This window comes from Yoonia ponticola (assembly GCF_014199395.1).
Classification (GTDB): Bacteria; Pseudomonadota; Alphaproteobacteria; order Rhodobacterales; family Rhodobacteraceae; genus Yoonia; species Yoonia ponticola.
In genome coordinates, this window is sequence record NZ_JACIJM010000005.1 from 208595 (window position 1) to 231413 (window position 22819).

Consider the following 22819-nt stretch of genomic DNA (forward strand, 5'->3'; position numbering starts at 1 on the left):
AAGAACCCCAAGGGACGACCGCCATGGCGCATGAAAAGAATCACGACTACCACATTCTAAACCCCTCAATTTGGCCACTGATGGCTTCTGCAGGCGCGTTCATTATGCTGTTCGGCGGCGCGCTATGGATGCACGATTCCGGGCCATATGCGTTCCTGATCGGCCTCGCGATGGTACTCTACGTGATGTACGCTTGGTGGGCAGACGTGGTGAACGAGGCCCAAACCGGCGATCACACACCGGTTGTCCGCATCGGTCTGCGCTACGGCGTGATCATGTTCATCATGTCCGAAGTGATGTTCTTTGCAGCATGGTTCTGGTCTTTCTTCAAACACGCGATGTACCCGATGGGACCGTTGTCCCCTGCAGTTGACGGCGTGTGGCCACCAGTTGGAATCGAAACATTTGACCCATGGCACCTGCCATTGATCAACACGTTGATTTTGCTGTGTTCCGGTATGGCTGCGACTTGGGCGCACCACGCTTTGGTCCACGAAAACAACCGCGAAGACATGAAGTGGGGCTTGATCCTCGCTGTTGTCCTCGGCGCGGTCTTCACCGTGTTTCAGGTTTACGAATATAGCCACGCGGCATTCGGTTTTGGCGGCAACATCTACGGCGCGAACTTCTTTATGGCGACGGGTTTCCACGGCTTCCACGTTCTGATCGGGACAATCTTCCTTTTGGTCTGCTTGATCCGTCTGCAAAAAGGCCACTTTACCCCTGAAAAGCACCTCGGTTTCGAAGCTGCGGCTTGGTACTGGCACTTTGTTGACGTTGTATGGTTGTTCTTGTTTGCAGCCGTTTACGTCTGGGGCGGCTAACCGCCACATCGAGCTTCACCCCGACCACAATCAAAGATAAGACAAACGCGCGAGGGCAACCTCGCGCGTTTTGCATTAAGGGACAGCCAACTTGCGCAAGATCATTTTCCCCATTCTGCTCGGTATCGTCGGCTGCGCTATTCTGCTCGCTTTGGGCGTGTGGCAATTGCAGCGTTTGCAGTGGAAGACTGCCGTTTTGGCCGAAATCGACACTACAATCTCAGCGCCTGCGGTCGCCATTCCAAACGCGCCAAACCCTGACGCCGATCAATTCAAACCCGTCACCGTGACAGGGCGTCTCGCCGGAAAACCGCTCTACGTGCTTGTCACAATCGAAGGGTTCGGTCCCGGATATCGCTACGTTGATGCGCTGAAAACCGACGATGGCCGCGACGTGATGGTCGACCTTGGGTGGGTGCCGTTGGAACAACTCGGCAATCCGTTTAGCAAATTCCACCGGATCGAAGTCGTCGGCAACCTGCACTGGCCCGACGATCTCGACAAATGGACGCCTGATCCGGACCCCAAAGGCATTTGGTTCACGCGTGATGTGCCGTCAATCGCCGCAGGGCTTGCGAGCGAAGAAGTCCTGATCGTCGCCCGCAATGTGCAGTTGCTCGACCTCGTCACCCCGCTTGAAACATATCCGTTCCAGACCCTTCCGCTTGACTCTGGGGCGATCAAGAACGACCACCTGAATTACGCGATAACATGGTTTATGCTGGCCCTCGTTTGGGTCATGATGACCGGCTACCTGATCTTCCGTATCCGCCAAGAGGACCGCTAGAATGCGCTATATTTCCACACGAGGCACAGCGCCCGTGCTGACATTTGAACAAGCGATGTTAACCGGCCTCGCGCGCGATGGCGGCCTCTACCTGCCCGAAACCATCCCGACGTTAACCAAAGATCAGATCGCCGCAATGGCTGGCCAATCCTACGAAGAGATTGCGTTCACCGTGATGCGCCCGTTCATCGGCGACACCTTCAGCGACGACCAATTCCGTGATTTGATCGCAAAAGCCTACGCTGGTTTCGGCCACGACGCGCGTGCGCCGCTGGTGCAGCTAGCGCCCAACCACTTCTTGCTGGAATTGTTCCACGGCCCAACGCTCGCGTTCAAAGACTTCGCGATGCAGCTTATCGGTCAAATGTTCCAAGCGGCATTGTCCCGTTCCGGCGACCGCGTGACCATCGTGGGCGCGACATCCGGCGACACCGGTTCAGCCGCGATTGAAGCGTTCCGTGGCCTTGATAACGTAGACGTTTTCATCCTGTTCCCACATGGCCGCGTATCCGAAGTACAACGCCGCCAGATGACCACACCTTCCGAATCCAACGTCCATGCACTGGCCGTTGATGGTGATTTCGACGATTGCCAAGCTGCGGTCAAAGATATGTTCAACGACTTTGCCTTCCGCGAAGACGTCAAACTGGCAGGCGTGAATTCGATCAACTGGGGCCGTGTTTTGGCGCAGGTTGTCTACTACTTCAGCTCCGCAGTTTCGCTCGGTGCGCCGCATCGCGAAGTGTCATTTACCGTACCGACAGGCAACTTTGGTGACATATTTGCGGGCTACATCGCACAGCAAATGGGCCTGCCGATCAAAGATTTGATCGTCGCGACCAACCGCAACGACATCCTGCACCGCACGCTTGAAACCGGCAGCTACACCAAAGAAGGCGTCGAGCCGACGATCAGCCCGTCGATGGATATTCAAGTGTCGTCCAACTTTGAACGCGCACTTTTCTACGCTTACGGCCAAGACGGCGCAGCGGTCGCGGGCCAGATGGAAGACCTGAAATCAGGCGGGTTCCAAATCAGCCAAGGTGCTTACCAAATGCTGAAAGACACCTTCAAATCTGGCCGCGTGTCCGAGGACGAAACCAGCGCCACGATCAAAAATTACCTCGCCCAGCACGGCGAACTGCTCTGCCCGCACACGGCGGTCGGCGCCCATGTGGCCGAAATGCACCTTGGCACCACGCCAATGATCACGCTCGCCACAGCACATCCCGCGAAATTCCCCGATGCCGTGAAAGCCGCATCAGGCATCGCGGCCCCTCTTCCACCGCGCATGGCCGACCTGTATGACCGCCCCGAGCGGGTCACGCGCGTCGCCAATGACTTGTCCGCCCTTCAAGCGGTCATCAAAGAACGGATCACACTTTGACTATTGAACTGCACACCCTGTCCAACGGTTTTCGTATCGTCACGGAAAGCATGCCGGGCCTGAAATCCACCTCTATCGGGATTTGGGTCCAAGCGGGTGGCAGACATGAACGGATCGAACAGAACGGAATCGCGCACTTCCTCGAACATATGGCGTTTAAGGGCACGAAAAAACGATCCGCTCTGCAAATTGCCGAGCAAATAGAAGACGTTGGCGGCTATATCAACGCCTACACATCCCGCGAGATGACCGCCTATTACGCGCGTGTCCTTGAGAATGACGTTGCCCTTGGGCTTGATGTCATTGCCGATATTCTGCTCAATCCGGTGTTTGATCCGTCCGAGATCGAAGTGGAGCGCGGTGTGATTTTGCAGGAAATCGGGCAAACGCTTGATACGCCTGACGACATCGTTTTCGATTGGTTGCAAGAGGTGGCCTATCCAGATCAGGCGCTTGGCCGCACGATCCTGGGTCCAACCGAACGCGTTTCGTCCTTCTCGCGCGAAGACCTGACCACCTTTGTTGGTGAACATTACGGTCCGAACCAGATGATCCTCGCTGCCGCAGGTGCTGTCGATCACGACGCGATTGTCCGGCAAGCCGAGGCGCTGTTTGGACACCTGTCCGCAGTGACGCGCCCAACGAACCTGATCCAACCCGCGTCATTCCGCGGTGGTGAACGGCGGGAAATCAAAGACTTAGAGCAGGTCCACTTTGCGCTCGCTCTTGAGGGTCCGAACTACCGTGACCCTGCGATTTATACCGCGCAAATCTACGCGTCGGTGATGGGCGGCGGCATGTCGTCTCGCTTGTTCCAAGAAGCGCGCGAAAAACAAGGTCTGTGCTATTCGATCTTCGCGCAAGCAGGCGCTTACGAAGACACCGGATTAACCACGATCTACGCAGGTACGTCTGCCGAACAAATAGCCCAGCTCGCCAACATCACGATGGACGAAATGAAACGCGCCGCTGACGATATGACCGCAGAAGAGGTCGCACGCGCCCGCGCTCAAATGAAGGCCGGCCTGTTGATGGGTCTCGAAAGCCCGTCAAACCGCGCTGAACGCCTAGCGCGGCTCATGTCCATTTGGGACCGCATCCCGACATTGGAAGAAACAATCGGTTATGTCGATGGGGTCACCACTGGCGACGTCAAAGCCTTCGCCGCGGACCTTGCCGCCAATCCGGGCGCGGCATTGGCCGTTTACGGCCCCGCAGAATCAGCGCCCACCTTGGATGCACTGAAAGCGCGGCTCGCCGCCTAATGCTGGGGGCCAAACGCAAAGTCCGGCTGGAAACAGCACGATTAACACTGCGTCCCCCAACGCATGCGGATTTTCGGCCATGGGCGTCGTTACGCGCCGAAAGTCGCGACTTTCTAACGCCATGGGAACCGACTTGGGCACCAGAACACCTGACGCGCAAGTCATTCACCAACCGCGTTTACTGGGCGCAGCGGTCGATTTCGTCGGGCACTGCAGTGCCGCTCTTTATCATCCGCCGCGAAGATCAGGCGCTGCTTGGCGCGATCACACTCGACCATATCCGTCGCGGTCCCGCCCAAGCTGGCACAACGGGTTATTGGATCGGCGCGAGATACGCACGGCAAGGCTACATGCGCGAAGCCATCGAAGCCTTGGTGCATTACGCCTTTGTCACGCTCGAACTCAGCCGGATTGAGGCCGGATGTTTGCCTGAAAACGCCCCGTCGCGTGCGTTGCTTGAGCAATGTGGTTACAAATACGAAGGCGTGGCGCAATCCTATCTGCAAATTAACGGACGCTGGCGCAATCATGTGCTTTACGCCAATCTTCGCTTTGACAGGCGGGGAAAGACGGACGCAGGTTAAGGTTAAAAGTAAATGTTCAGGTTTGTTGTTGTTGCCGCGTTGGCCTTTATTACGGGCTGTGGTGTTCCTTTCGCCCGTCAAAGTGCCGTAGATCCGTTAATTTTTGATGCACAAGATGTGAAAAACGCGGACAAAATAGCGATTTTCATTCCCGGTGCCTTGGCCTCTGTCGATATCTTCGCGGCGACAAAATCATGGGATGACGCGGGATATGCGCGGGCGCTCTACCGCTTTCCAGGGTTGGACGGACTGCCAAACGATCACCAAATTCACCCGCCAACCGTCGCGCGGCGCATCGCTGAATTCGCGAATCAATACCCCGACAAAGATATTGCGTTGGTCGGCTATTCAACTGGCGGGCCAATCGCGCTTTTGACAGCGCCTTTGGTGCAGGGCGATCGCGATGTGCGGGTCGCTGCAATGTCAACAGCCGTCGAATACGGCGGTGGTTTCCCGACCGTTTTGCGCGGGATTTCGGATATCGTGAAGGCCATGATCGCGACAGGATCGGTTAAGCGACAAATCGTGTGGAAACGCTTTTGGGCCGGGTTGCTTTATGGGCCAGACGCACTGGACGACCCCGCATTCGAAGAGCGTTTGACGCGCGATATCGCCGCGGGCGAAAAGATCATCGTAAAACTCGATCCCGCGGTCGCTCTGGCTCACACGCTAGGTTTGCCGGGTTTTCAGTTGCCCGACGATTTGGACCTATCCGGCATACCTGTCGCCTTTTTTGTTGGCCTAAATGACAGGGTCTTTTCAACGCGGCAAACCTACGATTTTTCACAAAAAATCGGCGACGTGACGATATATGGCTACCCCGAGCAGGGGCATCTGTTGTTTTTCACGCGGCCAGAAGTGTTCGAAGACGTGCGGTCCTTCGTTGAAGGGCGTCCAGTGCTACGTTAATGGCTCATTTGAGCCCGATCGCTATGCGGTGACCCGTTGGCGAATGTCTGTGGTAAAGTATACGGTTATTTGAAATGTTCTATCGAGCTGCGAATTGGCGTTGCTCGGGTTCGGAAAAATCGCGCCGCTGTGTGCGGCATTTGAAAAGGGCCGTGACAGATATGTCCAACCTCACCCCTGCAACCGCTAGCTTTATTGACAACCTGACTTTGTCAGATGGTACGATCAGGGATGCAACTGGCCGATACCTGACTGAACCACGTGGGCGCTGGACGGGACAGGGGATCGTGCTCGCACCCGCCACTACCGCTGAGGTCGCCCATATCGTAAAGTCTTGTAACGACGCCAAGGTGGGCATCGTGCCGTATAGCGGTGGCACTGGTTTGGTTGGCGGGCAGTTGATGCATGACGGTCCGGTGCCTGTTGTGCTGTCCCTCGAACGAATGAATGCAATTCGGGCGAATTATCCATCTGAAAATGTGTTGATTGCCGAGGCTGGCTGCATTCTGGCCGATGTCCAAACGGCTGCCGCTGATGTTAACCGACTTTTCCCACTCTCGCTCGCATCCGAAGGATCGGCGCGGATCGGTGGGCTTTTGTCGACGAACGCAGGTGGCGTGAATGTGTTGCGGTACGGAAACGCGCGGGCGTTATGTCTGGGGTTAGAGGTCGTGCGACCGGACGGTACAATCTGGCACGGCCTGACCCGCTTGCGCAAAGATAACACCGGATACGACCTGCGCGACCTTATGATAGGCGCTGAAGGTACATTGGGAATAATTACAGCTGCAGCGCTGAAAATGGTGCCGCAACCCGCGAATATCGGGGCCGCGTTCATGGCAGTTCGCTCGCCATCAGCAGCACTCGATTTGTTAGCAATGGCGGGTGCGCATTTCGGTGACGGGCTTTCAGCGTTCGAGTTGATCCACCGGCAGGGCGTTGATTTCATGTCTGAAACTGGCGTCGACGTGCGGATGCCTTTCGCTGAACAACCTAACTGGTCGGTCCTGATCGACGTCGGCCTACCCAAGGGCTTATCGCCGGACGAAGCGTTAACCGATCTGTTCGCAAGCGCCTTTGCAGAAGACCTTGTCACAGACGGCGTGATCGCCCAATCGGACGCGCAACGAGACGCGTTGTGGGCAGTGCGCGAGAATATTCCCGAGGGGAACCGACGCATCGGGTCGATCTCATCACACGACATCTCTGTTCCTCTCTCTCACATTCCCGACTTTATTGCGCAAGGAATGCGAGCCTTGGCTGAAATCGGCGATTTTCGTATTAACTGCTTTGGCCACTTGGGCGACGGCAACCTTCATTACAACGTCTTCCCCACCGCGGGAAAATCGCGAGCAGACTATGACCACGTGCGCGAGGCGGTCAAAACCTGCGTCCACGACCTGTGCGATTCCTTTGGTGGGTCCGTTAGCGCAGAGCATGGCATCGGAAGGTTAAAAGTTAGTGACCTTGAGAAATATAGTGATCCGGTAAAGCTCGCGATGATGCGCAGCGTGAAAACGGCGCTTGATCCAGTTGGCATAATGAACCCGGGGGCCGTTTTGCGTTAACGAAATATTCACGCCTTTGGTTTACACAAGAATATCATCGGGCTGGCGTTGCTCGGAAAACTTAACTGACAGAACAAAGGACGCAATTGCGGGCAGCAATAGGCCTAACGTCATCGGTAGAGGTGTCTGTGTTCCGCCCAATGCCACGCAGGACGAGACGGTGAAGGCGATGCCAAACTGCATCGCGCCCAGCACCGCAGAGCCGATTCCAGCTGTGCCGCGCGCTGATGCCATCGCGATGTGCATAGCGTTCGCAGACAGTAACCCGACCGTGCCAATCGCGAACCAAAGCGGCGTAATGAAAATCCACAGGGTTTGCGTTCCTGACAGCACCGTCGCGAGTAGTGAGAATGCGACGTAAAAAGGTAAGCCTGCTTTCAGGATACGGTCCGGCGAAAAGTGGTTCAAAAGCCTTGTATTAATTTGGCCAAATATCAATAGCGCAGTCGCAATTGCTGCGAACATTAACCCGTAGGTCAACGCACTCAGGCCGAAAACGCCTTGGAAAACGCCTTGGAAAACGCCGGATGACCCGGTGATAAAGGCGAACATGCCGCCTTGAACTAGTCCTGCAGTCAACGCCGGTACAACAAATTCACGTCGTTCCAAAAGCGCTACTGCAGTTTTAAAACCGCTGCGAAACGGTGACTTCACTCGATTTTCGCGGGCCAACGTTTCCGGCATGACGATTACGGATAATACGAATGCGATCACTCCGACGATCATCATAACGATGAAAATCGACCGCCATCCGAATGCTTCCAGCAACAGACTGCCGAGCGTTGGCGACACGATGGGCCCAATAGTTAACAACATCACTAAGATTGTCATGACTTTTGCGGCCTGACGCCCCTCGTACAGGTCGTTGACCACAGCGCGGCCGACCACCATGCCACCGCATGCCCCGAGGGCCTGCAGGAACCGTAACGCATTGAATACAATGATGTCTTGCACCAAGATTAACGCCAGAGATGTCACAATAAACAACGTCGTCGCAGCCAACAGCGGCCCTTTGCGCCCCAAGCTATCGATCAGTGGGCCAACAATGAATTGCCCTAGACACAGCCCGAGAAAAAAGATCGAAAGCGACAGATCGGTGGCGCGTTCGCTCGTGTGCAACGCTTCGGCAATATCCCCCAAACCAGCGAGATACATATCTGTCGCCAGCGGCGGAAATAGCGACAATAAACCAAGCACGGCAGTGATTCCGGCGGCCTTGCGCGGCGTAAGAGTGGCGTGTGTCATCAGCAAGACCTCGAAATCAGTACGAATCAATAAGTGTTTGTAGACTGCGGTCTATCAATATAAGTAGACTGCAGTCTAGTATCGATTTGTGACATCGAACTCGAACTGCATGGAAGGCCCGCATGACCGAACAGAAGAAATCAGGCGGACGGCCTCGCGATGCGGAAGCGGCTGGCGCGATTAAATCCGCGACGCTGAAATTGTTGCGCGAGCACGGCTACGCAAAGGTGACGATCGCCGCGATTGCGAACGAGGCGAATGTCGCCAGACAAACGCTCTACAACCGCTGGAACACCAAAGCCGACCTCGTGCTCGACGCGATTTTCGAAGAGACGGGCCACTATGCTGCCGCCCCAACTGATGACCCAAACCTGACCTGCCAATTGCAATTAGAACGGTTTTTGATGCAAATTTTTGCACATCTCAGCGAAAGTGGTGCGCCCATTCGGGCGTTGATTGCTGCGGCGCAAGATGACGATGCGTTCCGCGATGTGTTCAAGACAAAGTTCGTGAAGCCGCGCGAGAAAATGGTAACTGACCTGCTCAAACGCGCACAAAATAAGGGCGAAATTGCGCAGGGCAGGGACATCAGTATGCTCTCTATCTTTGTGCACGGCGCGTTCTGGTATGCGCTGCTTGGTGGTGATCCTGTCGATGACGATCTCGCCAAAAGTATCGTAGGCGAGGTCTTTCACCCTGCTCAAACGTAAACCACGACCATGCTTGGTTAACGCTAGCATGTCGCGGCGTCGACAGCCAAAAACAGCGCACCACCGAGAACATTCACACCTACGTTCCCGACGGCTATCGCCAGCCTTCGACCAAACAATAGCTTTGAGACGACGCAACCCATTAACCATTCCGAAAAGCTGGCTTACGTGGCCAAGGCCGACGACGCGCACAAGGATTACCCCATGTCTGACACTTCCGTGACGCCGCAGCTTACGCGTCCGCTGCTCTTGTTGATGGCGACGGCGATTGCTGCCACCGCCGCTAATCTCTATTACAATCAGCCGCTTCTGCCTGAGATCGGCGAAACCTTTAACGTTAATGATGGGGCGGTTGGCTTGATCCCGTCCGCCACGCAACTGGGCTACGCCGCAGCGATCCTGTTTATTTCACCGCTTGGCGATGTGATGAACCGCCGCAATTTGATCAGCTATCTGTCTGTGCTACTCACGCTATCGTTGATGGCGGTGTTTTTCGCGCCCGATATTGGTGTGTTGGTCGCGGCCTTTTTCGCGGTGGGTTTGGGCGCAAATATTACCCAGCAGTTACTGCCCATCGGGGCGTCCCTCGCGTCGCCCGCCACCAAAGGTGCGACCATGGGTACGCTGATGACGGGCCTTACCATCGGCATTCTACTCTCGCGCACGGCCAGCGGGTCCATCGCCGAATATTTTGGCTGGCGGTCTGTTTTCCTTGTAGCCGCAATTCTAGCCGCGGTTTTTGGTCTTTTGCTGCGGGCGTACCTGCCTGACAATAAGCCCAAGGTCACGCTCAGCTACCCCGCGTTGATCGCGTCGATGTTCGGCTTGCTTAGCAAACACCGTTTGTTGCGGGAAAGTGCGCTGACCGGTGCGTTGTGGTTCGCAGCATTCAACGCGCTTTGGGCGACGCTCGCCATTCATGTGACGGACGCGCCGTTCGATTATACCGTGCAACAGGCCGGATTATTCGGATTGGTTGGCATGTCGGGGATCGTCGGCGCAAAGCTGGCGGGGCGTTACGTTGACCGTTTTGGCCCGACGCGCATCATCACTGTGTCGCTTTGTTCGGTCCTCGCGTCCTTCGTCGTGCTCGCAGTCTGGAGCGATAGCCTCGCGGGTCTTATCATCGGCGTCATCTTATTGGATTTAGGCGTCTTCGGCGCGCAGATCCCCAATCAGGTGCGTGTCTTTGCCATCGACGCAAACGCCCAAAGCCGAATGAATGCGGTCTACATGCTCGCCTATTACATCGGTGCCTCGCTCGGGTCGGCCGTTGGCGTCAAAATCATGAGCGTCGCAGGGTGGCACGGCTTGGCGCTGTTCGGAATGGGCCTCGCGGCGTTGGCGCTGGCGTATCACCTTGCGCGACAACACGGTAACGGCGCTGCGACCTGACCACAGGCAGCAAAAGCGTCGGCGCGTCTCAAACGGAACTTATTAACCTAAAACGCAGCGCCCGCACGCGTCACGGCTATCTTCTCCCCTTGCAAATTCCCCCATCACAGGCCATGGAAAACCACCCCTCTTTGATAGGCCTGACGTTCCATGACTGACCTTAAAAATATCCGCAATTTTTCGATTGTTGCCCATATCGACCACGGTAAATCCACGCTCGCTGATCGGCTCATTCAAGAGACGAACACCGTGGCTGCCCGCGATATGAAAGCCCAGATGCTGGATAGCATGGATATCGAGCGCGAACGCGGCATCACGATCAAAGCGAACACCGTGCGGATCGACTACGTGGCGGATGATGGACAGAACTACGTTCTGAACCTTATCGACACCCCCGGTCACGTCGATTTCGCCTATGAAGTATCGCGGTCCATGCGTGCGGTTGAGGGGTCGCTGCTGGTCGTCGATAGCACCCAAGGCGTTGAAGCACAGACCTTGGCCAACGTTTACCATGCCCTTGATGCGGATCATGAAATTGTACCGATCCTGAACAAGATCGACCTGCCCGCGTCCGAATGTGACAAGGTCGCGACCCAGATCGAGGACGTGATCGGGCTAGACGCGTCCGAGGCTATCCGCGTGTCTGCCAAAACCGGCGTCGGCATTCGCGAAACATTAGAGGCCATCGTCAAAAAACTGCCCGCCCCGAAGGGTGACCCTGATGCGCCGCTTAAGGCGATGCTGGTTGATTCGTGGTACGACAGCTACCTCGGCGTGATCGTTCTGGTCCGTATCATCGACGGCAGCATGAAGAAAAACGACCGCGTCCGCTTTATGTCCAACAACACGCTGCATCAAATTGACCGCATCGGTGTGTTCCGGCCGCAAATGCAGAACGTCGAAACGCTTGGACCCGGCGAAATCGGTTTCATCACCGCGTCGATTAAACAAGTCCGTGACACGCGCGTCGGCGACACCATCACGTCCGAACGCAAAGGCACCGAAACCGCGCTTCCGGGCTTTAAGCCTGCGCAGCCTGTGGTCTTCTGTGGCCTGTTCCCTGTCGATTCCTCGCAGTTCGAAGACCTGCGCGATGCCATCGATAAACTTGCGCTGAATGATGCGTCTTTCTCCTTTGAAATGGAAACGTCAGCCGCGCTCGGCTTTGGTTTCCGCTGTGGTTTCCTAGGTCTGCTGCACCTCGAAGTGATCCGTGACCGGATCGAACGTGAATACGACATCGAACTGATTACCACCGCGCCGTCAGTGGTTTACCACGTCTACATGAAAGACGAGACGGTGGTCGATCTGCACAATCCGGCTGATATGCCAGACGTCACCACAGTCGATCACCTCGAAGAACCGCGGATCAAGGCGACGATCCTCGTGCCCGACGACTACCTCGGGGACGTGCTTAAACTGTGCCAAGACCGGCGTGGCGTGCAAATGGACCTGACCTACGCGGGGTCGCGTGCGATGGTTGTCTATGATCTGCCCCTCAATGAAGTTGTGTTCGACTTCTATGATCGCCTAAAATCGGTAACAAAAGGTTACGCATCCTTCGATTATGTGCTGACCGGCTATCAGACTGATAACCTTGTGAAAATGTCGGTTCTCGTCAACGATGAACCCGTCGATGCGCTGTCCATGATGGTGCACCGCGACCGTGCAGAGGCGCGCGGGCGGGCCATGGTCGAGAAACTCAAAGACCTGATTCCCCGTCACATGTTCAAAATCCCGATCCAAGCGGCCATCGGCGGCAAAGTCATCGCGCGCGAGACCCTATCGGCGCTGCGCAAAGACGTGACGGCCAAGTGCTACGGCGGCGACGCATCGCGTAAGCGCAAGCTGTTGGATAAACAGAAGGCGGGTAAGAAAAAGATGCGCCAATTCGGCAGCGTCAACATCCCGCAGGAAGCGTTTATCTCGGCGTTGAAGATGGATGGGTAATTGGTACTAGACAGCAGTATCGGTAGTGAAACGTTGGACCATTCAGATGTCATTTATCATTATACGACGCTTGAAGGTCTAATTGGGATCGTTCAGTCGAGATCAATTCGGCTTTCGCATATCCGTGCATTAAATGATCCTCGCGAAGATGTAGCGGGCCGTAGGTTGGTTGACGGTTTGTTAGATGGCCTTGGATATCTACCAGGAAGCAAAGAGGCCAAAGCATTAGCTTTGATGAAGCAAGCATACGCAAGTATTGCCTCTGACATTGTTTTCTTTGGAGCATCCTATTCATCGCAACGTGACTCTCTTGCTCAATGGTTGGAGTATGGCGGACGAGGAACTGGAGTTTGCATTGGGTTTCGCAGAAACGCGTTGACTTCGCACGATGGTGATCACGAATTAGTTCAGATCGCATACACTCAGACGGAGTTTTTGACTGCGGTTCAAAAGATCTATTCTGATTTTCATTCTAAGTTGATGAAATATGATGAGAGCGAACTCAGCACGAAGTACACAGAGAATGTTGACAGTATTTCTGATCGGCAAGAAGAAATGTTCGCTGATTGCTTTGGATTTACAAGAGATATTTTGAAGCAAGCGGGATCGTTCAAAGATTCCTCATGGCAGCACGAAAACGAAACGCGGCAGATCGCGTTTACCTATTCATTTGGTAAAGGTGAAAATTCGACCTTAAAAATCCCTGAGTCATTGGAAAAGGCTTGTTCGGGTAAAGTTCAGTATCGAGCAAGTCAAAATACGATAATTCCCTACATTTCTGCGGAATTCCAACCGGATGTTTATGATGGCGACGATGAGGACGTGATTGCTTTGGGAGAGATTTATCGGGCAATTGAGAGCGTCACAATTGGGCATAAGTGTAACGCCAACATCGAAATCGTTAGCGCAATGCTAAATGCTTCAAAATTCCGAAGTTTTATCGTTAAAAAATCGGCATGTGAGTTTGTTTGAGGTTTTAACCCCTAATCCCCACACGCCTCCGCCGCAGCGTCTCTAACTGCGCTAGCAAGTCCGCCTCTTGTGACAGGTACAGCTTGCCCAGCTCGTCCGTCTCGGCCAGCATCAGCTCTTGATCCGCGCCCAAAATCTCGGTCAGCCGCGCCAGCATAAACGTCCGCAGCACTGCGTTCATGCGCTCTTGGTAGACCCCGCGTCCCAGCTTGCGGAAAAACTTGGCCACGTCCGAATCCACCCGTAGCGTGATCCGTATTTTCTCCGGCACAACGTCCAGCGGGATGTCCGCCCATTCGCGGGGCAGGATCGTGCGGACAAGGTCGGGGTGGCGGAAATCCCACAGCGTTTCAGACGCGACCAGCATCATTTCCGAATAGCGTTTCTCGTCGATAGCGGACATTTTCTTGGGCGGCATTGGCGGACCTTTCAGCGTGTGAATGCCTCGTTATGCCGTCAATTCCTTACCGGATTTCAAAGGGTCCGCGCGGTGCACGGGTTGTGCACGCCTTGTGCACGCAAGTCACATGTCCAAATACGCCGAAACCGACGCTTCGAATTCGCGCGGTTTTTCGGCGTGCAACCAATGCCCCGCACCCGGAATTTTGGCGAATTTAGCGGCTGGGAACAGCGCTTTGATTGCAGGCCGATCGTCGGATTTCACGTAGTCAGAGGTCGCGCCAGACAGGAACAGCGTCGGCCCGTCGAACGTCCCTTGAACGCTCGGAAAACCGACGATCTTGGGCATCTCTGCCGCCAAGACGTCGAGGTTTAACTTCCAGCGTTTCTCTTTGATATCAATGGATTGCAGTAGAAAGTCATCGACGCCCGGATCTAACCCAACCAGATGCGCCTTCGCGTCAGCGCGGTTATTGACCGCGTCCATATCGACGCCGCGCATCGCGTCCAACGGCCCCATCTGCGTGTGACTGTAGGCGACGGGCGCGATATCCGCGACGATCAACTTGTTGATTTTATGCGGGTTTTCCAAGGCCAGCACCATGGACGCCTTGCCGCCCATCGAATGTCCCAGCACGTCAACAGGGCCATCAATGACGTCAGCCAGATCACCAGCCATGTCGCTATAAGATTGCGTGTCAAACCAAGGGCTTAACCCATGATTCCGCATGTCCACAACGATGACCTGACGGTCCGCAGACAGTCGTTTCGCGATCACACCCCAATTGCGCGCGGACCCGAATAAACCATGTGCAATCAGCAGGTTAGGTTTGTCGGTTTGTTCGCCATGGATGATCGTGTGTAGCATTCGGTTCTCCTGCGTTGACCTTGAAGGCCCACCATTTATATTGCCACAATGGCCGAAGAAATGCTTCAAAATCAAGTGGATGAAATCCGAGCACTGCTCGCGGCGAAACTACGCGCGCGTGGGCAAACGTTAGACGTCCAACTGCGCAAAGCTGGGCGGCAATTACCACGCCGCTTGCGCCGCGATGCAAAGGTCGTCGTCGATGCGATGACCGTCGCGGAAAATCCGAAATTGGCGCGGATGAACGACGACGCTGCAACGCGTAAAGCCGCGCAAAACTTGATAAATTTCCTCAAAACCATTGATCCAGCGGATCGGCTGAAAGGTCGCATTTTAGGTATATTGGGGACGATCTCTGCCGTGTTGATCGTCACATTTATCGTTGTTGTTTACGTTTTAGTAAAACGTGGTCTGCTATAACGACGCATCGGCCGATTTTCAGCGCCCTCGCGGGGCGTTACCCGTACAACCAGTGTGACCGTCGCGAAGGAGACATAAAGTAGCAAATACCACGCCCCCATTTTCGCAAATCGCACCATTTCAAACGCCGATTGACCGGAATACAGCCACGTCCCCGTCGCAGTTCCAATATTCTCTGCGATCCACAGGAAAAAGCTAGAGAAAAACGCGGCAAGCGGCAGTGGCATCCACAGCCAACGGCGTCTGACTCGAAACCAAATTTGGGTGCGACCATAAAGAATGATAGTAGCCGCAAACAGAAAGTAACGTATGTCGATGATAAAATGGTGGCTGAAAAAGTTGATATAGACGAGCGTCGCCAATCCGTAGTGCAGCCACAAAGGCGGGAAAGGGGCCATTTCCATGTCGAATAGCCGCACCACCCTTGCCATATAGCTGCCGACTGCTGCGTACATAAAACCAGTGTAAAGCGGTACGTCGTAGATGCGAATGATGCTGGGATCAGGGTAGCTCCACGATCCGGCGTGAACTTTGAAAATTTCCATCGCTGTGCCGGTGATGTGGAACAGTAAAATAACGCGGGCTTCGCTGATCGTTTCTATGCCTGTCTTCAGAAACAAAACTTGAAGGGCAATTGCGATAAAGAGAAGCGCATCATAACGGGCCAGCGCCCAGCTTTCCTGCCATATCATTCGCGTCAGGATCATCGCGATGAGAAGGCAAATGCCAAATATACATGCTGAGGCTTGTTTTAGGCCGAAATGGAAGAGCAGTTGGATGATGCCACGAAATGTCGTGAGAGGCGCAATGTCTGTCATGAGAGTGTATCGCACAACGATTGCGGGGTGTTAAGGTGTTCTATGGAAATGCCTTCCCCAACTCAGAGAGATGGGAAAGGCAGAGTTATTAGGATTACAGGTTCGGATAAATTGGGAACTTGTCGCAAAGCGCTTCGACTTCGGCGCGAACCTTAGCTTCGACATCGGCGTTTCCGTCTGGGCCGTTCGCGGCAAGACCGTCGACAACTTCGACAATCCAATCGGCGATCTGACGGAATTCGGCTTCGCCAAAACCACGTGTTGTCCCCGCAGGAGACCCCAGACGAATACCAGAAGTGATCATCGGTTTCTCAGGGTCAAACGGAATGCCGTTTTTGTTGCATGTGATGTGGGCGCGGCCCAAGGCAACTTCAGTTGCGTTACCTTTCACGTCTTTTGGACGCAAATCAACCAACATCAAATGGCTGTCAGTCCCGCCTGAAACGATATCTAAGCCGCCTTTCATCAGTTGATCCGCAAGGGCCTGTGCGTTTTTCACGACCTGCTCTTGGTAGCTTTTGAATTCTGGGCGCAATGCCTCGCCAAAGGCCACGGCTTTACCGGCGATGACATGCATCAACGGGCCGCCTTGGATGCCTGGGAAAATGGCAGAGTTGAATTTTTTCGCGAGTGCTTCGTCGTTGGTCAGGATCATACCGCCACGTGGACCACGCAACGTTTTATGCGTCGTTGTCGTCGCAACATGGGCGTAGGGGAACGGTGATGGATAGATGCCAGCGGCGACAAGGCCAGCGAAATGGGCCATATCGACCAGCAGATACGCACCAACAGAATCCGCAATCTCGCGCATACGTTTGAAATCAATGATCCGTGGAATGGCAGAACCGCCTGCGATGATCATTTTGGGGTTATGTTCGGTCGCCAATGCCTGCACTTCGTCGTAATCCAGTAGGCTATCTTGCTTGCGCACACCGTATTGCACAGCGTTGTAAATCTTACCGGATTGGTTCGGTTTGGCGCCGTGAGTCAGGTGTCCGCCAGCGTCGAGCGACATGCCTAGAATCGTGTCGCCAGGTTGAATTAATGCTTGGTAAACACCTTGGTTGGCTTGCGAGCCAGAGTTCGGCTGCACATTCACAAACTCGCAACCAAATAACTGCTTAGCACGATCAATGGCAAGGTTTTCAGCAACATCAACATGTTGGCAGCCACCGTAGTAGCGACGGCCCGGATAGCCTTCGGCGTATTTGTTGGTTAATACGCTGCCTTGGGCTTCCATAACCGCGGCTGAGACGATGTTTTCTGAAGCGATCAATTCGATCTCTTTGCGCTGGCGCTTGAGTTCGAGCTGCATTGCTGCGTGCAGTTCTGGGTCGCGCGTGGCGATGGTTTCAGTGAAAAAGCCGGTGTCGCGTACAGTGTCGGTCATGGCGGAAAATCCCCTTGAGTGGCAAGTTAGCGTTGTCTTAACGCAGGAACGCCGGTCTCAAAAGCATCAAAACGACCATGAACGTTATGAGCCCGCCATGATCAGTTTCCGATCCGTTGCTTGCGTTTCTTTGTTGATCGGGGGATGTCTTAGAGGAATGTTAAGGAAATCAGTGTTATGCCTCGTCATCAGATAGCGTTTCTGGCCAGTCCGGTGCCCTTGGCACAAGAGGCGTTGGTTGCCTTGTCCAAAGCGCATGGAAACGTGCCGCAAGAGGAAGCTGACGTCATTGTGGCGTTGGGCGGCGATGGTTTCATGCTGCAAACGCTGCATGCTACACAAAAGCTGTCAGCGCCCGTTTATGGCATGAACAGGGGAACTGTCGGGTTCTTGATGAATGAATTTCACGCTGATGATTTGCGTGCGCGGCTGAATGTGGCCGAAGAAGAGGTGATCAATCCATTGGTCATGAACGCGCTAACGGTAGACGGGCAAATGCACGAACTACTGGCGATCAACGAGGTGTCGCTTTTGCGGGCTGGTCCACAAGCCGCGCGATTGCGGATTTCTGTGGACGGTAAAGTGCGCATGAAAGAATTGGTGTGCGACGGGGCGTTAGTGGCGACGCCCGCTGGATCAACGGCGTATAATTACTCGGCCCATGGTCCGATTTTGCCGATTGGCTCTGATGTTCTGACCTTGACGGCGATGGCCGCATTTCGGCCACGGCGGTGGCGTGGCGCATTGCTACCGAAGCGTGCCGTAGTCAGGTTTGATGTGATCGACAGCGCAAAACGACCTGTCATGGCGGACGCGGACGGTAAGTCTGTAAAAAATGTCGCCAGCGTTGAAATTCGATCTGATCCGGATGTGCAGCATCGGATTTTGTTCGATCCGGGCCATGGATTGGAAGAAAGATTGATCCAAGAGCAGTTCGCTTAATAATTTTGTAGGTAATTCCTGCGATGGTCGTTTGATCAGCAGTTGGGAGGCCCGATGAATTTATATCAATGCTCTGTCGATCTAAAAGACGACGCCAAGGCCGTCGCGTTCGCCGTGGCGATTGAGGCATGGATGGCATATTTGCAATCTAAAGGGGTAATCGCCGATTGGCGATTATACCGTCGAAAGCTGGGGTTTGGTGCACCAGTGGCCCGAGATTTCCAGCTTGAAATCGAGGTTGAAGACATGGCGCAGCTTGATCGTGCGTTTCGATTTACCGGTTCGGACGATGTTCACGTCGAACGGCTGTATACGACGGTTCATCAAATGATCGGCGCGGTTGATGTGGCCTTATATCGGCCATTTCCTGATCCAGAGAGGGCCGAGCGGATGGCGCTGATTTGATTGATAGGGGCGACTAGAACAGCCGCCCCAATATATTAACCGTAATGCGCAACTGGTGTTCCTGCGAGCGCAGACATGTTCAGCAGGCCACGGGTTGTGATCGACGGCGTGACGATATGTGCCTTGTTTCCGAGGCCCATCAGGATCGGCCCAACTTCTAATCCGCCGCCTTTCATCTTCAGGATATTACGGACGCCGGACGCGGCATCGGTATTTCCAAAGACAAGGCAATTTGCGGGGCCGGGCAAATGAGCATTGGGGAAAACACGGTTTCGCAATTCGACGTCCAGCGCGGAATCAACGTGCATTTCGCCTTCGTAATCAAAGTCGCGCGGGGCGCTGTCCAGAATCGCCATCGCTTCGCGCATCCGCTGCCCTGACGAATTGTCGAGGTTGCCGAATTGGCTGTGCGAACAGAGCGCGATTTTTGGGTCGATGCCAAAACGGCGGATGTGTCGCGCGCAACTGATCACTGTTTCGGCGATCTGATCTGGCGACGGCTCAGCGTGAACTTGGGTGTCGGCGATGAATAGCGGTCCGTCTTCCAAGATCATCAGCGATAGCGCCGCGACAGGGTGAAGCGTTGCAGAGCCAAGGATTTCGGTCACGTATTTCATGTGCCAGAGGAACTGCCCAAAGGTGCCGCAAATCAGCGAATCCGCCTCGTTGCGATGCACCATGACCGCACCAATCGCGGTGGTGTTGGTCCGCATGATTGCACGGGCAAGATCGGGCGTGACGCCGCGCCGCGCCATGATGTCGTGGTAGGTGCTCCAATAATCGCGGTAGCGCGGATCGTTTTCAGGGTTCACGATTTCGATATCGATGCCGGGCTTGATTTTCAGGCCAGCACGTTCCGCGCGGGCTTGAATGACCTCTGGTCGGCCAATCAGGATTGGCTGTTCTGTGGTTTCTTCCATCACCGCTTGTGCGGCGCGGAGTACACGTTCGTCTTCGCCTTCGGCAAAGACGATCCGACGGCTGGCGCTACGGGCTGCTTCGAAAACCGGACGCATCAAGAAAGCGGATTTGAAAACAGATCCATCAAGGTTCGCTTTGTACGCCTCAAGATTTTCGATTGGACGTTGGGCAACACCGCTTTCCATCGCGGCCTTGGCGACAGCCGTGGCGACGACGCCCATTAGGCGCGGATCAAATGGTTTTGGGATTAAGTAGTCAGCGCCAAATGTCAGCTGTTCGCCAGAATAGGCGGCGGCGGCTTCGGCAGATGTCGTTTCGCGGGCGAGGGCTGCGATTCCGTCAACGCAGGCGATTTTCATGGCATCGTTGATGTCTGTCGCACCGACGTCGAGTGCGCCCCGAAAGATGAACGGGAAGCAAAGAACGTTGTTTACTTGGTTCGGAAAGTCGCTGCGTCCGGTGGCGATGATCGCGCGGGGTGCAACGCTGCGGGCGTCTTCGGGCGAGATTTCCGGATTGGGGTTAGCGAGTGCAAAGATGATCGGGTTCTCGGCCATTTTCGCGACCATGTCCGGTTTCAGAACACCGGGGCCAGAGAGGCCGAGGAACAGATCGGCATCGTCGATCACATCCATCAAGGTGGCTGCGGTTTTGCCTTGGGCAAAGTCGGCTTTTTGCGGCGTCATGTCTTTTTCGCGGCCCTCGTACACGAGGCCTTCGATATCACACAACCATACGTTTTCGCGTTTCACGCCAAGTTTAAGCAACATATTGAGACATGCGATGCCAGCCGCGCCACCGCCGGTTGAGACGATTTTGATGTCTTCGAATTTCTTACCAGCAACGCGCAGCGCGTTGGTCGCGGCGGCCCCGACGACAATCGCAGTGCCGTGTTGGTCGTCGTGGAAAACGGGAATGTTCATCCGTTCGCGGCAGATTTTCTCGACGATAAAGCAGTCCGGTGCTTTGATGTCTTCAAGGTTAATCGCGCCGAATGTGGGACCGAGCGCACAGACAATTTCAGCGAGCTTCACGGGGTCAGGTTCGTCGAGTTCGATATCAAAACAGTCGATGTTCGCGAATTTTTTGAACAGAACTGCCTTGCCTTCCATGACGGGTTTCGACGCCAGCGCACCAATATTGCCAAGGCCCAAAACAGCAGTACCGTTGGTGACAACGCCGACCAAGTTGCCGCGTGTGGTGTAGTCGCGGGCGGTGTCAGCGTTTGCTTTGATTTCAAGGCAGGCTTCGGCGACGCCGGGCGAATAGGCGCGGGATAGGTCGCGGCCGTTTGCAAGTGGCTTTGTCGCGCGGATTTCCAGTTTTCCGGGCTTGGGAAACTGGTGATATTTCAGCGCCGCTTCCCGAAGAGCGTCTTTTGCGTCGTCCGTCATTTTCTCACCCTGAAGTTATTTGTTTAATGGTAAACTACTTTTCTTGCCCTAAGGAAAGCACCCAGCAAAGAACATGGATCAACTTTGCTTGCAAATCGTCAAGAGGCGGGACAATTTGCGCGTATGACACAGAAAACAGTTACGCAGGCCGAAGTTCGGCTTTCCACCACCAACCTCACCGCAGACATTGGTTTTTTCACCAAAGTTTTGGGGATGCGGATGGATCGGATTTATCCTGCGGATGATCCAAAGGTCGCGTCTTTTAGCGGACATGGGCTGCATGTGCGGCTTGATGGTGATTTGGGCGGTGCTGCTGGTCAGCTGGTTTTTGTCACTGACGATCGCGAATTTGCGGATGGCGCAACGGATTTGACGTCGCCTGGTGGCACGATTGTGACCGTCGAGCCGCGCAATGTGCCGCTGATCATGCCGGAAACGAACCACAGTTTTGTCGTGCGTCGATTGGCTGATCAGGCCCCTTGGGTGATTGGTCGCGCAGGCATGCATTATCGTGATTTGATCCCTGATCGTTTGGGCGGGTCGATCATCGCGAGCCATATTCGTATTCCCGATGGCGGCCCTGTGCCGGACATGGTGCATTATCATAAGGTCGGATTTCAGCTGATTTTCTGCTATAAAGGCTGGGTCGATGTAGTTTACGAAGACCAAGGTGGGCCGATTAGGTTAACGGCTGGTGATTGCTTTATTCAGCCGCCTGAAATCCGGCACCGCGTGCTTGAAGCCTCTGACGGGATTGAAGTAATCGAGATCGGCGTGCCTGCAGAGCACGTCACTGAGATTGACCATGATATGCTGCTACCGACCTCCGTCATTAACCATGATCGCGAATGGGACGGGCAACGGTTTGTGCATAATGTGGCTGACGGCGCAGAGTGGTCTGATTTCCGTCTGCCGGGGTTCGTGGCGCGGGACACGACGATTGCTGCGAACACGCATGCTGTTGCGGGTGTGCAGGTTATTCGCAAAGGCGCGGGCGATCCGGTTTGGGCGAGCCACGACGCGGACATTCATTTTACCTTTGTGATGGAGGGTTCGTTTACCCTCGAAGGGGACGGGCAGCCGCCGCATATTCTATCGGCTGGTGATGCCTTTGTGATCCCGCCGCAGATGCGCACGCGCTATGCTGACGCGAGCGATGATCTTGAACTTCTCGAAGTCGCGCTGCCGGGTGTTTTCACCACGCAAGTCTAAACTTGCATCGACCAGCGCGGCCCGTCACATTGATCCGATCAAATGCAAGGAGCCCCGCATGATTTTGTTCGACGCCGCTCGCGCTGTGCGCGAAAACGCCCACGCCCCTTATTCGAATTTTAAGGTCGGCGCGGCTTTGAAAACAGCTTCGGGTAATGTCTATGTCGGCTGTAATGTCGAAAACGTGGCCTACCCGGAAGGGACCTGCGCCGAAGCGGGCGCGATTGCCGCAATGGTTGCAGCGGGCGAAACTGAAATTGCCGAAGTCGCCGTGATTGCGGACAGCCCGAAACCTGTGACGCCGTGCGGCGGATGTCGTCAAAAACTGTCGGAATTCGCGGGTGGTGACGTGGTTGTCACGATGTTAACGACCGATGGTTTGCAAGACGTCACAACCGTAGGCAAGTTGCTGCCAGGCCAATTTGATGCCGACTTTATGACGCGGACCTAGGCC

Annotated in this window: 22 protein-coding genes; 16 read left to right on the plus strand and 6 right to left on the minus strand. The window is 54.8% G+C overall.

Going from position 1 to position 22819, the window contains the following annotated elements; translation table 11 throughout:
• The first annotated feature begins 23 nt into the window (after nt 1–23).
• The 7 genes from FHS72_RS10430 to FHS72_RS10460 all read left to right on the plus strand — a co-directional run bounded on the left by FHS72_RS10430 (nt 24) and on the right by FHS72_RS10460 (nt 7324).
• The gene (locus FHS72_RS10430) at nt 24–824 is read left to right on the plus strand and encodes a cytochrome c oxidase subunit 3 (protein WP_183528797.1); all 801 of its coding nucleotides are present in this window, start codon (nt 24–26) and stop codon (nt 822–824) included.
• A 91-nt stretch (nt 825–915) separates the two neighbouring features.
• Nucleotides 916–1611: an SURF1 family protein gene (locus FHS72_RS10435; RefSeq protein WP_183528798.1), complete on the plus strand. Its 696-nt coding sequence runs from the start codon at nt 916–918 to the stop codon at nt 1609–1611.
• Nucleotide 1612: 1 nt separating this feature from the next.
• Complete coding sequence (gene thrC / locus FHS72_RS10440; RefSeq protein WP_183528799.1) at nt 1613–2998, plus strand: threonine synthase; 1386 nt, start codon at nt 1613–1615, stop codon at nt 2996–2998.
• On the plus strand, nt 2995–4263 hold the full coding sequence (locus FHS72_RS10445) for a M16 family metallopeptidase (RefSeq protein WP_183528800.1): 1269 nt from the start codon (nt 2995–2997) through the stop codon (nt 4261–4263). The genes thrC and FHS72_RS10445 overlap by 4 nt, the downstream gene beginning before the upstream one ends.
• Nucleotides 4263–4847, plus strand: a complete 585-nt coding sequence (locus tag FHS72_RS10450; RefSeq protein ID WP_183528801.1) for a GNAT family N-acetyltransferase — start codon at nt 4263–4265, stop codon at nt 4845–4847. The genes FHS72_RS10445 and FHS72_RS10450 overlap by 1 nt, the downstream gene beginning before the upstream one ends.
• A gap of 12 nt (nt 4848–4859) precedes the next feature.
• Nucleotides 4860–5756: an alpha/beta fold hydrolase gene (locus FHS72_RS10455; RefSeq protein ID WP_183528803.1), complete on the plus strand. Its 897-nt coding sequence runs from the start codon at nt 4860–4862 to the stop codon at nt 5754–5756.
• 161 nt (nt 5757–5917) lie between these two features.
• On the plus strand, nt 5918–7324 hold the full coding sequence (locus FHS72_RS10460) for an FAD-binding oxidoreductase (RefSeq protein WP_183528805.1): 1407 nt from the start codon (nt 5918–5920) through the stop codon (nt 7322–7324).
• Nucleotides 7325–7345: 21 nt separating this feature from the next.
• On the opposite strand, the gene FHS72_RS10465 is transcribed toward FHS72_RS10460, so the two are convergent.
• The gene (locus FHS72_RS10465; protein ID WP_183528807.1) at nt 7346–8569 is read right to left on the minus strand and encodes a multidrug effflux MFS transporter; all 1224 of its coding nucleotides are present in this window, start codon (nt 8567–8569) and stop codon (nt 7346–7348) included.
• A 122-nt stretch (nt 8570–8691) separates the two neighbouring features.
• Between FHS72_RS10465 and FHS72_RS10470 the strand changes: the two genes are divergently transcribed.
• From FHS72_RS10470 to FHS72_RS10485, 4 genes are all read left to right on the plus strand, one after another.
• Nucleotides 8692–9279, plus strand: a complete 588-nt coding sequence (locus FHS72_RS10470) for a TetR/AcrR family transcriptional regulator (protein ID WP_183528808.1) — start codon at nt 8692–8694, stop codon at nt 9277–9279.
• Nucleotides 9280–9483: 204 nt separating this feature from the next.
• A complete protein-coding gene (locus FHS72_RS10475; protein ID WP_183528810.1) occupies nt 9484–10674 on the plus strand; it encodes an MFS transporter in 1191 nt (396 codons plus the stop codon).
• Between the two features lie 150 nt (nt 10675–10824).
• Nucleotides 10825–12624, plus strand: coding sequence for a translation elongation factor 4 (gene lepA, locus FHS72_RS10480; RefSeq protein WP_183528812.1), 1800 nt, complete (start codon nt 10825–10827; stop codon nt 12622–12624).
• Nucleotides 12625–13596, plus strand: coding sequence for a DUF2971 domain-containing protein (locus tag FHS72_RS10485; RefSeq protein WP_183528814.1), 972 nt, complete (start codon nt 12625–12627; stop codon nt 13594–13596).
• Nucleotides 13597–13600: 4 nt separating this feature from the next.
• Here FHS72_RS10485 and FHS72_RS10490 read toward each other — a convergent pair whose 3' ends face one another.
• Both FHS72_RS10490 and FHS72_RS10495 read right to left on the minus strand, forming a co-directional pair.
• Entirely contained in the window at nt 13601–14014 is a 414-nt protein-coding gene (locus FHS72_RS10490; protein WP_183528816.1) for a BrnA antitoxin family protein, read from the minus strand.
• 105 nt (nt 14015–14119) lie between these two features.
• The gene (locus FHS72_RS10495; RefSeq protein WP_183528818.1) at nt 14120–14863 is read right to left on the minus strand and encodes an alpha/beta fold hydrolase; all 744 of its coding nucleotides are present in this window, start codon (nt 14861–14863) and stop codon (nt 14120–14122) included.
• A gap of 60 nt (nt 14864–14923) precedes the next feature.
• On the opposite strand from FHS72_RS10495, the gene FHS72_RS10500 reads away from it, so the two are divergent.
• Entirely contained in the window at nt 14924–15283 is a 360-nt protein-coding gene (locus tag FHS72_RS10500; RefSeq protein WP_183528820.1) for a hypothetical protein, read from the plus strand.
• Here the strand turns inward: FHS72_RS10500 and FHS72_RS10505 are convergent.
• Together FHS72_RS10505 and glyA are read right to left on the minus strand one after the other, a co-directional pair.
• Entirely contained in the window at nt 15253–16101 is an 849-nt protein-coding gene (locus FHS72_RS10505; protein WP_183528822.1) for a DUF817 domain-containing protein, read from the minus strand. The two genes, FHS72_RS10500 and FHS72_RS10505, sit on opposite strands and share 31 nt — an antisense overlap.
• Nucleotides 16102–16195: 94 nt before the next feature.
• On the minus strand, nt 16196–17491 hold the full coding sequence (glyA, locus tag FHS72_RS10510; RefSeq protein WP_183528824.1) for a serine hydroxymethyltransferase: 1296 nt from the start codon (nt 17489–17491) through the stop codon (nt 16196–16198).
• A gap of 177 nt (nt 17492–17668) precedes the next feature.
• Here glyA and FHS72_RS10515 point away from each other — a divergent pair, with 177 nt between their 5' ends.
• Entirely contained in the window at nt 17669–18433 is a 765-nt protein-coding gene (locus FHS72_RS10515; RefSeq protein WP_183528826.1) for an NAD kinase, read from the plus strand.
• A 54-nt stretch (nt 18434–18487) separates the two neighbouring features.
• Entirely contained in the window at nt 18488–18838 is a 351-nt protein-coding gene (locus FHS72_RS10520) for a DUF6614 family protein (RefSeq protein WP_183528828.1), read from the plus strand.
• A gap of 35 nt (nt 18839–18873) precedes the next feature.
• Here the strand turns inward: FHS72_RS10520 and FHS72_RS10525 are convergent, their stop codons facing one another.
• Nucleotides 18874–21153: an NADP-dependent malic enzyme gene (locus FHS72_RS10525; RefSeq protein WP_183528830.1), complete on the minus strand. Its 2280-nt coding sequence runs from the start codon at nt 21151–21153 to the stop codon at nt 18874–18876.
• Between the two features lie 123 nt (nt 21154–21276).
• Here FHS72_RS10525 and FHS72_RS10530 point away from each other — a divergent pair, with 123 nt between their 5' ends.
• Nucleotides 21277–22365 carry a cupin domain-containing protein gene (locus tag FHS72_RS10530; RefSeq protein ID WP_183528832.1) on the plus strand — a complete coding sequence of 363 codons (1089 nt, stop codon included), beginning with the start codon at nt 21277–21279 and terminating at the stop codon, nt 22363–22365.
• Complete coding sequence (locus FHS72_RS10535) at nt 22310–22816, plus strand: cytidine deaminase (protein ID WP_183528834.1); 507 nt, start codon at nt 22310–22312, stop codon at nt 22814–22816. The genes FHS72_RS10530 and FHS72_RS10535 overlap by 56 nt, the downstream gene beginning before the upstream one ends.
• Nucleotides 22817–22819: the final 3 nt, after the last annotated feature.

Coding starts and splice junctions, on each gene's coding strand:
- FHS72_RS10465 (WP_183528807.1), bottom strand. CDS start 8,569: ATGACACACGCCACTCTTACGCCGCGCAAGGCCGCCGGAATCACTGCC.
- FHS72_RS10535 (WP_183528834.1), top strand. CDS start 22,310: ATGATCTTGAACTTCTCGAAGTCGCGCTGCCGGGTGTTTTCACCACGC.
- FHS72_RS10530 (WP_183528832.1), top strand. CDS start 21,277: ATGACACAGAAAACAGTTACGCAGGCCGAAGTTCGGCTTTCCACCACC.
- FHS72_RS10525 (WP_183528830.1), bottom strand. CDS start 21,153: ATGACGGACGACGCAAAAGACGCTCTTCGGGAAGCGGCGCTGAAATAT.
- FHS72_RS10515 (WP_183528826.1), top strand. CDS start 17,669: ATGCCTCGTCATCAGATAGCGTTTCTGGCCAGTCCGGTGCCCTTGGCA.
- FHS72_RS10505 (WP_183528822.1), bottom strand. CDS start 16,101: ATGACAGACATTGCGCCTCTCACGACATTTCGTGGCATCATCCAACTG.
- FHS72_RS10490 (WP_183528816.1), bottom strand. CDS start 14,014: ATGCCGCCCAAGAAAATGTCCGCTATCGACGAGAAACGCTATTCGGAA.
- FHS72_RS10455 (WP_183528803.1), top strand. CDS start 4,860: ATGTTCAGGTTTGTTGTTGTTGCCGCGTTGGCCTTTATTACGGGCTGT.
- FHS72_RS10495 (WP_183528818.1), bottom strand. CDS start 14,863: ATGCTACACACGATCATCCATGGCGAACAAACCGACAAACCTAACCTG.
- FHS72_RS10450 (WP_183528801.1), top strand. CDS start 4,263: ATGCTGGGGGCCAAACGCAAAGTCCGGCTGGAAACAGCACGATTAACA.
- FHS72_RS10500 (WP_183528820.1), top strand. CDS start 14,924: ATGCTTCAAAATCAAGTGGATGAAATCCGAGCACTGCTCGCGGCGAAA.
- lepA (WP_183528812.1), top strand. CDS start 10,825: ATGACTGACCTTAAAAATATCCGCAATTTTTCGATTGTTGCCCATATC.
- FHS72_RS10460 (WP_183528805.1), top strand. CDS start 5,918: ATGTCCAACCTCACCCCTGCAACCGCTAGCTTTATTGACAACCTGACT.
- FHS72_RS10430 (WP_183528797.1), top strand. CDS start 24: ATGGCGCATGAAAAGAATCACGACTACCACATTCTAAACCCCTCAATT.
- thrC (WP_183528799.1), top strand. CDS start 1,613: ATGCGCTATATTTCCACACGAGGCACAGCGCCCGTGCTGACATTTGAA.
- FHS72_RS10470 (WP_183528808.1), top strand. CDS start 8,692: ATGACCGAACAGAAGAAATCAGGCGGACGGCCTCGCGATGCGGAAGCG.
- FHS72_RS10520 (WP_183528828.1), top strand. CDS start 18,488: ATGAATTTATATCAATGCTCTGTCGATCTAAAAGACGACGCCAAGGCC.
- glyA (WP_183528824.1), bottom strand. CDS start 17,491: ATGACCGACACTGTACGCGACACCGGCTTTTTCACTGAAACCATCGCC.
- FHS72_RS10475 (WP_183528810.1), top strand. CDS start 9,484: ATGTCTGACACTTCCGTGACGCCGCAGCTTACGCGTCCGCTGCTCTTG.